At 72.6% G+C, this 13371-nt stretch carries 13 protein-coding genes; 3 read left to right on the forward strand and 10 right to left on the reverse strand.

What is annotated here, in order from left to right; translation table 11 throughout:
* Positions 1-62 precede the first annotated feature (62 nt).
* The 7 genes from ABS735_RS31075 to mshB all read right to left on the reverse strand — a co-directional run bounded on the left by ABS735_RS31075 (position 63) and on the right by mshB (position 7435).
* The gene (locus ABS735_RS31075; protein WP_373902588.1) at positions 63-677 is read right to left on the reverse strand and encodes a response regulator transcription factor; all 615 of its coding nucleotides are present in this window, start codon (positions 675-677) and stop codon (positions 63-65) included.
* Positions 674-1840: a sensor histidine kinase gene (locus ABS735_RS31080; RefSeq protein ID WP_373902589.1), complete on the reverse strand. Its 1167-nt coding sequence runs from the start codon at positions 1838-1840 to the stop codon at positions 674-676. Before ABS735_RS31080 ends, ABS735_RS31075 begins: the two co-directional genes overlap by 4 nt.
* Positions 1837-2577, reverse strand: coding sequence for an ABC transporter permease (locus ABS735_RS31085; RefSeq protein WP_373902590.1), 741 nt, complete (start codon positions 2575-2577; stop codon positions 1837-1839). The genes ABS735_RS31080 and ABS735_RS31085 overlap by 4 nt, the downstream gene beginning before the upstream one ends.
* Positions 2574-3482, reverse strand: a complete 909-nt coding sequence (locus ABS735_RS31090) for an ABC transporter ATP-binding protein (protein WP_373902591.1) — start codon at positions 3480-3482, stop codon at positions 2574-2576. The genes ABS735_RS31085 and ABS735_RS31090 overlap by 4 nt, the downstream gene beginning before the upstream one ends.
* 169 nt (positions 3483-3651) lie before the next feature.
* Complete coding sequence (locus ABS735_RS31095; RefSeq protein ID WP_373902592.1) at positions 3652-5955, reverse strand: YML083C domain-containing protein; 2304 nt, start codon at positions 5953-5955, stop codon at positions 3652-3654.
* 155 nt (positions 5956-6110) lie between these two features.
* Positions 6111-6533 carry a DUF6113 family protein gene (locus ABS735_RS31100; RefSeq protein ID WP_373902593.1) on the reverse strand — a complete coding sequence of 141 codons (423 nt, stop codon included), beginning with the start codon at positions 6531-6533 and terminating at the stop codon, positions 6111-6113.
* Complete coding sequence (gene mshB / locus ABS735_RS31105) at positions 6530-7435, reverse strand: N-acetyl-1-D-myo-inositol-2-amino-2-deoxy-alpha-D-glucopyranoside deacetylase (protein ID WP_373902594.1); 906 nt, start codon at positions 7433-7435, stop codon at positions 6530-6532. Before mshB ends, ABS735_RS31100 begins: the two co-directional genes overlap by 4 nt.
* Before the next feature lie 150 nt (positions 7436-7585).
* Here mshB and ABS735_RS31110 point away from each other — a divergent pair, with 150 nt between their 5' ends.
* On the forward strand, positions 7586-8449 hold the full coding sequence (locus ABS735_RS31110) for a helix-turn-helix domain-containing protein (RefSeq protein ID WP_373902595.1): 864 nt from the start codon (positions 7586-7588) through the stop codon (positions 8447-8449).
* Positions 8446-8652 carry a DUF397 domain-containing protein gene (locus ABS735_RS31115; RefSeq protein WP_373902596.1) on the forward strand — a complete coding sequence of 69 codons (207 nt, stop codon included), beginning with the start codon at positions 8446-8448 and terminating at the stop codon, positions 8650-8652. Before ABS735_RS31110 ends, ABS735_RS31115 begins: the two co-directional genes overlap by 4 nt.
* Here ABS735_RS31115 and ABS735_RS31120 read toward each other — a convergent pair.
* Positions 8642-8836 carry a hypothetical protein gene (locus ABS735_RS31120; RefSeq protein WP_121749054.1) on the reverse strand — a complete coding sequence of 65 codons (195 nt, stop codon included), beginning with the start codon at positions 8834-8836 and terminating at the stop codon, positions 8642-8644. The two genes, ABS735_RS31115 and ABS735_RS31120, sit on opposite strands and share 11 nt — an antisense overlap.
* 186 nt (positions 8837-9022) lie before the next feature.
* On the opposite strand from ABS735_RS31120, the gene ABS735_RS31125 reads away from it, so the two are divergent.
* A complete protein-coding gene (locus ABS735_RS31125) occupies positions 9023-11146 on the forward strand; it encodes a S9 family peptidase (RefSeq protein ID WP_373902597.1) in 2124 nt (707 codons plus the stop codon).
* Positions 11147-11306: 160 nt separating this feature from the next.
* On the opposite strand, the gene ABS735_RS31130 is transcribed toward ABS735_RS31125, so the two are convergent.
* Both ABS735_RS31130 and ABS735_RS31135 read right to left on the reverse strand, forming a co-directional pair.
* Positions 11307-12389, reverse strand: coding sequence for an ABC transporter ATP-binding protein (locus ABS735_RS31130; RefSeq protein ID WP_373902598.1), 1083 nt, complete (start codon positions 12387-12389; stop codon positions 11307-11309).
* Positions 12382-13365: an ABC transporter ATP-binding protein gene (locus ABS735_RS31135; RefSeq protein WP_373902599.1), complete on the reverse strand. Its 984-nt coding sequence runs from the start codon at positions 13363-13365 to the stop codon at positions 12382-12384. The genes ABS735_RS31130 and ABS735_RS31135 overlap by 8 nt, the downstream gene beginning before the upstream one ends.
* Between the last annotated feature and the right edge of the window lie 6 nt (positions 13366-13371).

Consider the following 13371-nt stretch of genomic DNA (forward strand, 5'->3'; position numbering starts at 1 on the left):
TCGTCGTGCGACCGCCGCATGGGTGTGGCTGGTCGCGCAGTTCCCCGCGCCCCTTCGGGGCGCTACAGCCACCCCTTGTTCCTGGCTACCTGGACTGCCTCCGCCCTGTTCCTGACCGCCAGTTTCTGGATGGCCGTGGAGAGGTAGTTGCGGACCGTGCCCTGGGAGAGGTGGAGGGTCGTGGCGAGTTCCGCGTTGGTGGAGCCGTCGGCGGCGGCGCGGAGGATCTCGCGTTCGCGGTCGGTGAGCGGGTTGGCGCCCTCGGCGAGGGCCGCCGCCGCCAGGGTCGGGTCGATGACCCGCTCCCCCGCCAGCACCTTGCGTACCGCTGCGGCGAGTTGGGCGGCCGGGGCGTCCTTGACCAGGAAGGCGTCGGCGCCGGACTCCATGGCGCTGCGCAGGTAGCCCGGGCGGCCGAAGGTGGTGAGGACGACCAGCTTCACGGCCGGGAGTTCACGGTGGAGCTGGGCCGCCGCCTCGATGCCGGTCGCGCCGGGCATCTCGATGTCCAGCAGGGCCACGTCCACGCCGTGGGTGCGGGCGGCGTCCAGCACCTCGTCGCCGCGGGCGACCTGGGCGACGACCTCGATGTCCTCCTCCAGGCCGAGCAGGGCGGCCAGTGCCTCGCGGACCATCGCCTGGTCCTCCGCCAGCAGGACCTTGATCGTGCGGCTCATGCCCCGGATCCTACGTCGGTGGCGACACCGGCAGGGACGCGGGCGACCAGCCGGAATCCCCGGCGGGACCCACCCGCCTCCAGCGCGCCGCCCACCTTCTCCAGGCGCTCGGCGAGGCCGGTGAGGCCGTTGCCGGGGGTGTTCGCGGGGGCGGGTCCGCCGGAGCCGTTGTCCTCCACCGAAAGTTCCAGCACCGCCCCGTCCAGCGTCTGGCGCTCCAGCAGTTCCACCACGCAGCGCCGGGCGCCGCTGTGCCGTACGACGTTGGTGACGGCCTCGCGCAGCGCCCAGGCCAGGGCCGCCTCGGACTCCTCGGCCAGGCCGGTCGGGTCCGGTTCGCCGGGCAGTTCGGCGACCACCCCGGCCGCTGTCAACGCGACTTTCGCGCCCGCGAGTTCGGCGGCCAGGCGGGCGCGGCGGTAGCCGGTGACGGCCTCGCGGACGTCCACGAGGGCCTGGCGGCTGACCTGTTCGATGTCGGCGACCTGCTGGGCGGCCTTGTCGGGGTGGGCGGGAAGCATGCGGCCCGCCAGCTCGCTCTTCAGGGTGATCAGGGAGAGCGAGTGGCCGAGCAGGTCGTGCAGGTCGCGGGCGAGGCGCAGCCGTTCCTCGTTGGCGGCGAGCTGGGCGACGGTGGCGCGGGCCTCGCGCAGGGCGATCGTGGTGCGGATCAGCTCGCGCACGCCGGTCATGGCGAAGCCGCCCAGGAGCGCGGGGAGCAGCAGGGGGGCGATGAAGGAGGTCCCGCCCGGCATCACCAGCGCCAGCACCGTGAGCAGCGCCGAGGCGCCCGGGATCGTCCAGCGGGCCAGGCGCAGGGGCAGGGCGGCACCGGAGGCGATCGAGACGTACACGAAGAGGACCAGCCACTCGCGGCCCAGGGTGAGGGCGAGGACCGTGGACTGGGCCGCGAGGACGGCGAGGGAGCCGAGGACGACCTCGGTCCGGTCGCCGCGTCCGGTGCGGAAGAGCAGCAGCATGTACCAGACCACGAAGACGACCAGGCCGAGCCAGCCGAGGACCTGGACGCCCGCGGCGTGACCGCCGTGCAGCAGGTCGTTGACGGGGGCGCCCAGGTAGGCCAGCCAGATGGCGGTCCACATGACCTTGACGGCCTTCTGCCTGCGGTTCTCCGGGCGCTGCCCGATGCCGACGCCACTCACGCCTTCAGCGTGTCCTTCCGGTACAGCCAGGCCGCGCCGCCCGCGAAGAGCACGAAGTAGACGGCGAGGACGGCGAGGTCCTGTGCGTGCGGGGCGTGACTCTGTTCGATCGACTGCCCGAGGGCAGCGTACGCGTGCGTCGGCAGCCACTCGGCGATGTCCCGCAGCCACTGCGGGAAGGTGGTCGTGGGCATCCACAGGCCTCCGAGCATGGAGAGCCCGAAGTACACGATCATCGTGATCGGGCGGACCGCGTCCCCGGTCGCCAGGTACCCGATGGCGACGCCGAGCGCCGCGAAGACCAGGCTGCCGGCCCAGATCACGCCGGTGAGGGCGAGCCACTGCCAGGCGTCCAGGCGTACGTCCTTCACGGCCGCGGCGACGACGAAGACGACGACGATGGAGGGCAGGCTGACGACGGCGGCGCTCGCGGTCTTGGCGAGGACGTAGCCGCGGCCGGGGAGGGTGGTCAGCCGCAGCTGCCGTACCCAGCCGCTCTCGCGCTCCTTGGCGATGCGTTCGCTGTTGCCCATCAGTACGGCGGTCAGGGCGCCGAAGGAGGCCATGGAGACCATGAAGAAGGTCGGCAGGGTCAGTCCGGTGCCGTCGACCTCGGTGGTGCCGTCGGCGCTGCCCGCGATCAGCAGGAACAGGGCCGAGGGATAGATCACCGAGAAGAAGAGGAATTTGCGGTTGCGCAGGGCTCGGGTGAGTTCGAGCCTGATCAGGCTGTTCACGGCTGCTTGGCCTCCTCGGCGGCGGTGAGGGCGACGAAGGCCTGCTCGAGTCCGAGGCCGGCGACTTCGAGGTTGCGGGGGTACAGGCCGAGCCCGTACAGGGCGTGCACGGTGGCGTCGGCGTCGGAGGACCGGACGCGGACGGTCTGCCCGGAAACGTCGAGGGAGGTCAGGTGCGGCAGGGCGCGCAGCGCCGCCTCGTCGATCGTGCCGTCCAGGTCGAAGGAGATCCGGCGGGCTCCGGCCCTGGCCTTGATCTCGGCGGCGGTTCCGTCGGCCAGCAGCCGGCCCCGGTGCAGGACGAGCACCCGGTCGGCGATGGCGTCGGCCTCCTCCAGGTAGTGGGTGGCGAACAGCACCGTGCGGCCCTGGTCGGCCTGTTCGCGCATGGTGGCCCAGAAGGCCTGGCGGGCGGTGACGTCCATGCCGGTGGTGGGCTCGTCCAGGACGATCAGGTTGCTGTCGCCGGCCGTTGCGAGGGCGAAGCGAACGCGCTGGGCCTGTCCTCCGGAGAGCTTGTCGACCCTGCGGTCGGCGATCTTCGTGAGTCCGGCGCGGGCGAGCACGTCGGCGGCCGGGTAGGCCCTGGGGTGCAGCGCGCAGGCCAGCCGGACGAGTTCGGCGACCGTGACCTCGTCCATCAGGCCGCCGCTCTGCAGCATGGCGCCCACTCGTCCGGCGACGATGGCCTCGCGCGGTTCGGTGCCGAGGACGCGAACGGTGCCGTCGTCGGGGCGCCGGAGGCCGAGCAGCAGGTCGAGCGTGGTCGACTTGCCCGCCCCGTTCGGGCCCAGCAGGGCCACGGTCTCCCCGGGGTGCAGGGCGAGCGTCAGCCCGTCGACGGCCCGGACGTCGCCGTAGCTCTTGGTCACCTGGTCGAACCCGACCACCGTTGTCCTCGTCATGCCCCCATCGTGGCGGCGGCGGGCGGGCGTCCGGCAGTGTCGGCGGTCCCGGGTGCCGGATGACAGATGTCATGCGGCACCCGTCGTACGAGCGTACGGGTGTCGTACGACGAGGAGGGGCGCCCGGCGAGTGCCGGGCGCCCCTCTCGTGGAGCCGCTCGGGCCTGCGTCAGCTCGGGTCGGTGTCGATGACCGCCACCCGGTCGGTCTTGCTCTTCAGGGCCTGGCGCATGGCGCCGTAGACGTCCTGTGGGGTGACGGGCGTCTTGTCACCGTTGGCACGGGTGATGAGCACGCCCTCGAAGGTCTGGCCGTAGAGCTCCTTGAGGGCGTTCAGGTCGGGCTTGTCGACCAGCTTGCCGTCGACGGCGGTGACCCTGAGGAACTTCCACAGCGATTTTTCGGGACTCATCTGAATGGAGTGCGCCGGGTCCGTCTGCACGGTCACACGGGCCGACATGGCCGGCTCCGCGAACTCCTTCATGATCCGGTCGACCTCGGCCTTGGCGACCGTGGGCTGCTTGGTGGTCGTCGGCACGTTCACCGCGGTGGCGGTACCCGTCTCCACCTGGGCGCGGTACGCGGCCTGCACGGCCTCGGTCGACTTGGCGACGTCTATGCCCTTGCCGGCCTTGCCGTACACGGGGACGGCCTTGCCGGACTCGAACTTGATCGTGCCCTCGGTCACCGACCCGGCCCCGCCGGCGGCGTCCTCCAGGGCGGCGTGCAGCTTCTCCTCGTCGACGGGCATGGCCGGTTCGACGACCCGCTTCTGGCCGAAGAGCGAGCCGATCACGGACACCGGGTTGTAGTCGCTCGTCGCCGCGTCGCTGGCCGTGGCCTGCGTGTCGAGCTGGAGACCCGCCTGGTCGGGCTTCAGGGAGACGGAGTCGCCGCCCACGGTGAGCTTGAGCGGCTTGGCGGCGCGGGCGCCGAGAGCCTTGTCCAGCTTCTCGACGGCGTCGTCGCGGGTGCCGCCGCCGATGTCGACGCCGAGCACGGTGGTGCCCTTGGGCACGTCGGAGCGGTTCATCAGCAGACCGGCGCCGTAGGCGACACCGGCGACGACGACCAGGCCGCCGACGAGCAGCGGGAGCTTCCTGCGCCCCTTCTTCTTGGCGGGCTTGGCGGAACTCGCCGGAGGCGCGGAGACCGGCTCGGGCAGCTTGGGCGGCGTGTGCGGCAGCGGTCCGTCGCCGGACGCGCCCTGGAACGGCGTGTTGCGCTCGCCCGGTACGACGGGGATGCCGCTGGTGACGGTGTTGCCGGAGACGTTGTCCGGGTTGCCCATGCCGGGGGGAGCCGGCCGCTGCGGGGTGAGGATCGCGGTGTCGTCGCTGAGCCCGCCGCCGGGGCCGGGGCGGGCGGCGTCGGGGCCGGAGCCCGCCGGTCCGCCGGGGCCACTGGGGCCACTGGGGCCGCCGGGAACGCCGAGCCCGCCCGGGCCGCGCAGGCCGTTCGGTGCGGGCCCGCGCTGCCCGGCCGGCGCTCCTGGCCCACCGGACATTCCGAGGCCGTCGAGGTCTCCGACCGGGGGCGGCGTCAGCCGGCTGTCGCCGGTGGCCGGGCCGCTCGTCGGGCCCGCGGGGCCCTGGGTGTCGCCGCCGAACGGGGACTGCCCGTTCAGGCCGTTCCGCTGCCCACCGGGGGCGCCGGGGCCCTGCGACAGGTCGTCGCGGCGCGGTTCGGTACCGGCGTCGGTGCCCGGCCGGGAGCCGTTGCCGCCCAGCGGGCCGGCCGCCAGCGCCTCGGTCACGTCGAAGGAGCCGGTGCCACCGCCGTGGCCGGGCGCCACGGGCCCGCCGGTCGCCCCGGAGCGGGCGCCGCCGCCCGCCGGCCGGGAGCCGCCGGGTGCGGTCATGGAGCCGACGACACCACCGGGACGGCCACTCCCGCCGCCCGGTCGCGCACCGGCACCGGAAGCACCCGCGCCCGCGGGCCCCGCACCGCGGGTGCCCGGCGCACCGGTTGCGCCCGGGCCCCCGGCGGCCGCCGAAGAACCGCCGGGCAGACCCGCGCCGTTGGTGGCACCGCCGCCCTGAGCGCCTTTGCCCTGACCCGACTTGCGGGGCGCGAACCAGTCGCTGGTCGGCTTCTCCTCGGCGGGCTGCGCGGACTGAGCCGGCTCTGCGGGAGCCTCGGGGGCGCCCGTGGGCGCGGCGACGGCGCTCGACGCCGGCGCGGGCCGCTCGCCCGTCCTCGTCGCCTCCGTGTCGTCGGCGGCGTCCCCGCCGTCCGCGACGGGCTTGCGCACGACGACCGGCGGAATGGGCCGCGACCCGGGGATGTTGATCCGGATCCGGGTCGTCAGCGTCGTCTCGGTCTTGCGCTCCTCCGGTCGCGTGGCCGAACGGCCCGCGTCCGCACCGGCGTCGGAAGCCGTGGGTGTCCCGTAGGGCGGGGTGCCCGAGGGGTATGCGGCTCCGCCGCGCCCGTGGGGCCCGGAGGACGAACTGTCAGTTTCACGACTCAAGGCAGGTTCTCCCGGTTGGCTCCGCCGCCCGTCACACCTTCAGCGGGCGGCTCGGCGGCGCGCACCACCATACTGGCCACTTCTGGCGCGTATCCCGTGACCGCCGGGGAAACCCACACGGGACTCCCACGCCCGCGGCACGGCGAAGCAGTACGTCACTTGCGAAGTCGGACTCGGTCGCCGTCCGGTTGCCTCACCGGCGCGAGGGTGGCGCAGATCACAGCAACGGCGATCCCACCGAGCAGGAAGAGGTAGGAACCGATTCCGGCGGCGAAGAGGAAGTCGCCCTCCGGTCGGCTGGTGGTGAGCAGCACCGTGGCGAGCGCCCAGCCGAGGGCGGGTGCGACGGCCCCGCCCCGGCGCCCCACGGCACGGCCCGCCCCGAGGCACAGGCCCGCCTCGGCGGCCAGGGCGAGCAGCAGCCCGCCCGGGAACCAGGCCGGCTGCAGCAGGGCGCCCGCCACCCCGAGGACGGCACCGAGCACGAAGAGGCCCACGTAAAGGACGGCCCGTCCGGGCGAGGGCGGGCGCGGCGGCTGGGCGAGTGCGGAGCCCGCCGGCGCGTTGCGGTCACTCACGAGGCCTCCCCGGTCCCGGCGGTCCCGGCGGTCCCGGCCGTCCCGGCGATCCCGGCGAACAGGTCGCTCTCGCGTCCGTCGCCGTCGCCCCGCTCACCCCGCACCAGTTCGTAGTACTCGTTGGCGAGGAGGGGCTGGGCCAGGTCGTTGGAGAGGACGAAGTACGGTTCGGCGACCGTGATCTGGGTGGCGTGCGCGCGCATCGCGGCGGCCTTGGCGGCGGCGTACGCGGTGCCCTCGCCGGGGATCTCGGTGGTGATCAGCTCGTCGCCGACGACGCCCGGTACGTCCTCGACGCCGGCCGCCTTCTCGAACGGCAGACCGGGCAGCGCGTCCCGTAGCCGGGCGAAGGCGTCCTCGACGTGGGAGCGCGGCACGCGGTTCCAGTAGACCTTGGCGACGGGGCACCCGGCCTCGGCCGCCAGCTCCACCGCCCGCATGGCGATGCGGTGGGCCTGGATGTGGTCGGGGTGGCCGTAGCCGCCGTCCGGGTCGTAGGTGACGAGCACCTGGGGGCGCACCTCGCGGATCACGTCGACGAGCAGGGCCGCGGCCGCGTCGACGTCCGCCTGCCACAGGCAGCCGGGGTCGTCGTTGTCGGACAGCCCCATCATCCCGGAGTCGGCGAACCGCCCCGGCCCGCCGAGCAGCCGGAAGTCCTCGACGCCGAGCGCGCGCATCGCGTCCGCCAGCTCACCCCTGCGGTGCCCGCCCAGGGCGGCCCCGGACAGGTGGGCGAGCTCGGGCGGGATGACCTCGCCCCGCTCACCGAGGGTGCAGGTCACCAGCGTCACGTGCGCGCCCTCGGCCGCGTACCGGGCCATGGTGACGCCGTTGTTGATCGACTCGTCGTCCGGGTGCGCGTGCACCAGCAGCAGACGCCGGCCGGGGAGATCCGTCATGCCCCCACCCTATGAGGCCCGGACGCCGTCCTCACGCCCGCACGGGCCGTACGGAACTGTCCAGGGCTTGTCCAGTGCCGTCGGCACTGTCGTCGGCGTTGTTCCGGGTAGGGCACGGCCGTGCGAGGCGGGACCAAGGAGGGACGTGACATGTCGGTGGACGCCGGGACGGACCAGGTCGACGAGCCGGGGTGGGAGGTGGACCCGGACGACGACTGGGCCCTGGCCGTGATCGCCACGGTGGGCCGGCAGCTCCGGCTGCGCCGGGAGGCGGCGGGGATGCGGGCTCCCGACTTCGCGGTGGCGATCGGGTACGGGGAGGACCTCGTCTACAAGGTCGAGGGCGGCAGGCGGATCCCGCGGCCCGAGTACCTGGACAGGGCCGACGAGGTGCTGGACGCCGGTGGGATCGTCGCGGCGATGAAGGAGGACGTGAAGCGGGTCCGGTATCCGAAGAAGGTGCGGGATCTTGCTCAGATGGAGGCGCGGGCGGTGGAACTGCAGCTCTACGACCCGGTGAACGTGCACGGCCTCCTGCAGACGCCCGAGTACGCCCGAGCACTGTTCCGCATGCGACGACCTCGTTATGCGGAGGACGAGATCGAGCGGGGCGTGGCTGCGCGTACGGCTCGCAAAGCCGTCTTCGAGCGCGACCCGGCGCCCGAACTCGGTTTCGTGCAGGACGAGTGGACGCTCCGGCGGCGGCTCGGGGGAACCGAGGTGGTACGGCGGCAGCTGGAACACCTGCTGATGCTCGGACAGCTGCCGAACGTCGAGATCCAGGTCATGCCGATGGACCGGGAGGAGCACGCCGGGGCGGACGGTGGCATCGAGGTCCTGAAGTTCGAGGACGGCACGGCGGTCGGCCGCTCCCCTGGCGTTGCCAACGGCCGCCCGGTGACCGACCTCAGGCAGGTCCGTATCCTCGAACTGCGGTATGGCATCATCCGGGCGCAGGCCCTCACCCCGCGTGAGTCGGCTGCCTTCATCGAGCAACTGCTGGGGGAGACATGATCCGCACGTCCTCGTCCACAGGACTGGTGTGGTCCAAGAGCAGCTACAGCAGCGGTGCGGAAACGGACTCCTGTGTCGAGGTCGCCCTCGACCCCGGCACCGTCCACGTCCGCGACTCGAAGAACCTGCCGGACACCGGCCCCCGGCTCGCGCTGACGCCGGAGGCCTGGGTCTGCTTCGTGGCCGGCACGGTCAGAAGTTGATGCTTCCGATCATCCCCGCGAGGTTCGTCGTCAGCTCACTGATCGTGGGAGCGACGGTCGACGAGGCCAGGTAGAAGCCGAGGAGCATGCACACCACCGCATGCCCCGCCTTCAAACCTGACTTCTTGACCAGCAGGAAGACGATGATCGCCAGCAGCACAACCGCCGAAATCGAGAGTGCCACGGCGGCTCACCTCCAATGGGCCCAGGGACATGGGGGGTCGGTCGCAGTCGGAGCTCGGGGCAGATAAATCCACGCAGCGGGCACCTGGTTGATACCCACTGTGCGCTAGTGATCATAACTATCCGTGCGCGCGCATCTCTCGGCGCACGGCCGCACAAGGGGGCGCATGGCCAATATGGTCAAGGCATGACGACCGAGTCCGACTCCTTCCCCAAACGGCACGCCCGCACCCAGCGGTTCACGCTCGGCGCGCCGCGTTCGTTCACCGTGGCACCCGATGGTTCACGGGTCGCCTTCCTGCGCTCCGGTACCGGTACGGACCGGGCCAATTCGCTGTGGATCCTCGACGTCGAGAAGGGCGGGGAGCGCGTGGTCGCAGACCCCCGCGCCCTCCTGGGCGGCGCCCAGGAGCGCCTGTCGCCCGAGGAACGGGCACGGCGTGAGCGCAGCCGCGAGGGCGGCGCCGGGATCGTCGGCTACGCCACCGACTCTGCGGTAGAGCTGGCCTCGTTCGCGCTGTCCGGGCGGCTTTTCGCGGCCGAGCTGCGGGTCGGCACCGCGCGCGAACTGCCCGTCCCCGGACCGGTGATCGACCCGCGCCCCTCCCCCGACGGCCGGCACATCGCCTACGTCGCCCGGGGCGCCCTGCGCGTCGTGGGCACCGAGGGGGACGGGGACAGGGCGCTGGCCGAGGCGGACGGCGAGGGCGTCACGTACGGGCTCGCCGAGTTCGTCGCGGCCGAGGAGATGTCCCGCAGCCGGGGCTTCTGGTGGAGCCCGGAGTCGGACCGGCTGCTGGTGGCACGGGTGGACGACACGCCGGTCCAGCGCTGGTGGATCTCCGACCCGGCCCACCCCGGACGTGATCCACAACACGTGCCGTATCCGGCGGCGGGTACCCCCAACGCGGACGTACGGCTGTTCGTCGTCGGTCTCGACGGGGGGCGCACGGAGGTCCTCTGGGACCGGGCGCGGTATCCGTATCTGGCGCGAGTGCACTGGTCAGCGGCGGGTGCACCGCTGCTTCTCGTACAGGCGCGCGACCAGCGCAGCCAGCTCTTCCTGGCGGTGGACACCGAGTCCGGGACGACCCGGATGGTGCACGCCGACGAAGATCCAACTTGGCTGGAACTCTTCCCCGGCGTGCCCTGCTGGAGCCCCTCGGGGCAGCTCGTGCGCATTGCCGACGAGGGTGGTGCGCGGGTGCTGGCGGTCGGTGAACGGCCGCTCACCGGAGCCCAGTTGCATCTGCGGGCGGTGCTGGACGTCGGCGCCGACGACGTGCTGGTCTCCGCCTCGGCGGGCGAGGAGGCGGCCGAGGCGGAGATCGGCGAGGTGCACGTTTACCGGGTGAACGAACTCGGTATGGAGCGCCTGTCGCAGGAGCCCGGCGTGCACTCGGCGGTGCGCGCGGGGGGCGTGACCGTACTCGTCTCCGCCACCCTCGACCGGCCGGGCGCCCGGGTGCAGGTACTGCGGGACGGGAAGGCGGCGGCGACCGTCACCTCGTATGCGGAAGACCCCGGTTTGTCCCCGCGCGTGACCCTCACCCAAGGGGGCGCACGGCGTGTCCCGTGCGCCGTGCTTATGCCAACGGACTACCACGGTGACACCCCCCTCCCCGTCCTCCTCGACCCCTACGGTGGCCCGCACGGCCAGCGCGTCGTGGCCGCGCACAACGCCCATCTCACCTCCCAGTGGTTCGCCGACCAGGGGTTCGCGGTGGTCGTCGCCGACGGGCGGGGCACTCCGGGGCGGTCACCCGCCTGGGAGAAGGCCGTCAAGGACGACCTGGCCGCCGTCGTGCTCCAGGACCAGGTGGACGCCCTCCAGGCGCTCGCCGCCGACTTCCCGCTGGACCTGAACCGCGTCGCCGTCCGGGGCTGGTCCTTCGGCGGCTACCTGGCCGCCCTCGCGGCGCTGCGCCGGCCGGACGTCTTCCACGCCGCGGTCGTGGGCGCCCCGGTCACCGACCTCAGGCTCTACGACACCCACTACCAGGAGCGGTACCTCGGCCACCCCGGCGAGCAGCCGGAGGTCTACCGCCGCAACTCGCTGATCGACGACGCCGGGCTGGTCGACGCCGCCGAGCCGCACCGGCCCATGATGGTCATCCACGGGCTGGCGGACGACAACGTGGTGGTCGCCCACTCGCTGCGCCTGTCCTCGGCCCTGCTGGCGGACGGCCGGCCGCACGAGGTGCTGCCGCTGTCCGGCGTCACGCACATGACCCCGCAGGAGTCCGTCGCCGAGAACCTGCTGCTGCTCCAGGTGGACTTCCTCAAGCGGTCGCTGCCCGCACCGTCGTGACGCCTGCCGCGTCACCCGTACGCCGACGTCATTGACATGCGGGTAACTTGACCGACGCCGCCCCGACACACGGGCACGCGACGCTGATCGGCGTACGGCCGTGCGGGTGCCGTAAGCGGGCCGGGGACCATGTCACCCCGGCCCGCTGCCGTGCCTGCCGTCAGCCGCCCTCGCTGTCCTCCCGGTGGGAACCGTGCGGGCCCGGCTCCTCCTGCGGCACCACCTGCTTCTCCTCCGCGAAGTGGCACGCCGAGTCGTGGGCCGCGGGCCCGGAGACCGAGCGGAACTCGGCGGGGACGGCCAGGGCCGGCACCTCCAGCGCGCACCGCTCCCGCGCCTTCCAGCAGCGGGTGCGGAAGCGGCACCCCGAGGGGATGTTGGTCGGGGACGGGACGTCACCGGCCAGGATGATCCGCTCCCGGTGTTCCCGGGCCTCCGGGTCGGGCACCGGCACGGCGGACAGCAGCGCCTGGGTGTAGGGGTGCGTGGGGTGGGCGTAGATCTCCGCGTCGCGGCCGGTCTCCACGATGCGGCCCAGGTACATCACGCCGACCCGGTCCGAGATGTGCCGGACGATCGACAGGTCGTGGGCGATGAAGATGTAGGAGAGGTCGAACTCGTCCTGGAGCCGGCCCATCAGGTTGATCACCTGGGCCTGGACGGAGACGTCGAGGGCCGAGACCGGCTCGTCGGCGACGATGATCTCCGGGCGCAGCGCCAGGCCCCGCGCGATGCCGATGCGCTGGCGCTGGCCGCCGGAGAACTGGTGCGGGTAGCGGTTGATGTACTCCGGGTTCAGGCCGACCACGTCCAGAAGGTCCTGGACCCGCTTCCGCCGGTCGCCCTTCGGGGCCACCTCGGGGTGGATGTCGTAGGCCTCGCCGATGATGTCGCCCACCGTCATGCGGGGGTTGAGGGAGGTGTAGGGGTCCTGGAAGACCATCTGGATGTTCCGGCGTACGGACTTCAGGGCCCTGCCCGACAGGCGCGTGATGTCCTCGCCCTTGTAGCGGATCTCCCCCGCCGTCGGCCGCTCCAGGTTGACCAGCATCTTGGCGACCGTGGACTTGCCGCAGCCGGACTCGCCGACGATGCCCAGGGTCTCGCCGCGGTCGAGGTGGAAGTCGACGCCGTCGACCGCCTTGACCGCGCCGACCTGCTTCTTGAAGAGGATGCCGGAGGTCAGCGGGTAGTGCTTGACCAGGCCGCGGACTTCGAGGATGGGCTCCGTGGTCTCAGCCATGCAGGCACTCCCTCCAGAAGTGGCAGGCGCTGCCCCGCTCGGCGTCGGACTCCGTGACGTCGTACAGGGGCGGTACGTCGGTGCGGCAGACGTCCTGGGCCATCGGGCAGCGGGGGTGGAAGGCGCAGCCGGGCGGGATGCGGGTGAGGTTGGGCGGCAGGCCCTTGATGGCGTAGAGCTCCCGGCCCTTCTGGTCCAGGCGCGGGATGGACTCCAGCAGGCCGCGGGTGTACGGGTGGGCCGGGGCCTTGTAGATGTCGTGGACCGGGGCGGTCTCCACGATCCGGCCCGCGTACATGACGGCGATCTTGTCGGCGACGTCGGCGACGACGCCGAGGTCGTGGGTGATGAGGATCAGGCCCATGTGCAGCTCCCGTTGGAGCTCCGCGAGCAGGTCCATGACCTGGGCCTGGACGGTGACGTCGAGGGCGGTGGTCGGCTCGTCGGCGATGATCAGCTTGGGTTCCAGGGCCATCGCCATCGCGATCATGATGCGCTGGCGCATGCCGCCGGAGAACTGGTGCGGGTACTGCCGCACCCGCTCCTTGGCGCCCGGGATGCGGACCCGGTCCATCAGCTCGACGGCCTCGGCGTGGGCGTCCTTGCGGGACATGCCGCGGTGCACGGTGAACATCTCGGCGAGCTGGGCGCCGACCGTCAGCACGGGGTTCAGCGACGACAGCGCGTCCTGGAAGATCATCGCCATCTCGGCGCCGCGGACCTTCCGGCGTTCCTCCTCCTTCAGTTTCAGCAGGTCCCGGCCCTCGAAGAGGATCTCCCCCGCGGTGATCCGGCCCGGCGGGACGTCGAGGATGCCCATGACGGTCTGCGCGGTGACGGACTTGCCGGAGCCGGACTCGCCGAGCACCGCGAGGGTCTCGCCCGCGTCCACGCCGTAGCTGACACCGTTGACGGCCCTGGCCACCCCGTCGCGGGTGTGGAACTCCACGTGCAGGTCGCGCACTTCGAGCAGCATGCGACG

Origin of the sequence: Streptomyces sp. MMCC 100, from assembly GCF_041538145.2 — a bacterium.
Classification (GTDB): domain Bacteria; phylum Actinomycetota; class Actinomycetes; order Streptomycetales; family Streptomycetaceae; genus Streptomyces.

Coding starts and splice junctions, on each gene's coding strand:
- ABS735_RS31075 (WP_373902588.1), bottom strand. CDS start 677: ATGAGCCGCACGATCAAGGTCCTGCTGGCGGAGGACCAGGCGATGGTC.
- ABS735_RS31090 (WP_373902591.1), bottom strand. CDS start 3,482: ATGACGAGGACAACGGTGGTCGGGTTCGACCAGGTGACCAAGAGCTAC.
- mshB (WP_373902594.1), bottom strand. CDS start 7,435: ATGACGGATCTCCCCGGCCGGCGTCTGCTGCTGGTGCACGCGCACCCG.
- ABS735_RS31110 (WP_373902595.1), top strand. CDS start 7,586: ATGTCGGTGGACGCCGGGACGGACCAGGTCGACGAGCCGGGGTGGGAG.
- ABS735_RS31115 (WP_373902596.1), top strand. CDS start 8,446: ATGATCCGCACGTCCTCGTCCACAGGACTGGTGTGGTCCAAGAGCAGC.
- ABS735_RS31125 (WP_373902597.1), top strand. CDS start 9,023: ATGACGACCGAGTCCGACTCCTTCCCCAAACGGCACGCCCGCACCCAG.
- ABS735_RS31130 (WP_373902598.1), bottom strand. CDS start 12,389: ATGGCTGAGACCACGGAGCCCATCCTCGAAGTCCGCGGCCTGGTCAAG.
- ABS735_RS31135 (WP_373902599.1), bottom strand. CDS start 13,365: ATGCTGCTCGAAGTGCGCGACCTGCACGTGGAGTTCCACACCCGCGAC.